This window comes from Halorubrum sp. SP3, assembly GCF_005435195.1.
GTDB classification, from domain to species: domain Archaea; phylum Halobacteriota; class Halobacteria; order Halobacteriales; family Haloferacaceae; genus Halorubrum; species Halorubrum sodomense.
Map to the genome: position 1 here is coordinate 1 of NZ_SGTU01000401.1, position 429 is coordinate 429.

The following is a 429-nucleotide window of genomic DNA, read 5'->3' on the forward strand; positions in this document are numbered from 1 at the left end:
CCCGACAGGTCGCGGGCTACCTCGACCACTTCGCTGAGGCCCACCCGGACCATCCGATCCTCGACGCCCCGGAGGGGTTCCTGTGAGCGACGACCTCGAACCGATCTCTCCGGTCGACGCCGTGGAGATGTTCCACAGCGCAATGGAGGACGAGCACTCCGAGTCCACCCGCCGGAGCGAGTACCACCGACTCCGCGCCTTCATCCAGTTCTGCGACGAGGACGGGATCGAGAACCTGAACAACCTCTCCGGCCGCGACCTCTACCGATACCGGACCTGGCGGAGGGAGGGCAAAGGTGACGGGCGCGAGCCGATCAAGCTCGTCACTCTCAAGAGTCAGTTGGCAACCCTTCGGCGTTTCCTCCGGTTCGCTGGCGACATCGACGCCGTCGATCCCGAGCTGTACGAACAGCTCACCCTCCCGACGAT

General features: G+C 65.0%; 1 protein-coding gene. It reads left to right on the forward strand.

All coding sequences use genetic code 11. From position 1 onward, the window contains the following. Nucleotides 1-82: 82 nt before the first annotated feature. On the forward strand, nt 83-429 hold a 347-nt coding region (locus EXE42_RS17000), incomplete at its 3' end, for a site-specific integrase (RefSeq protein WP_158293783.1).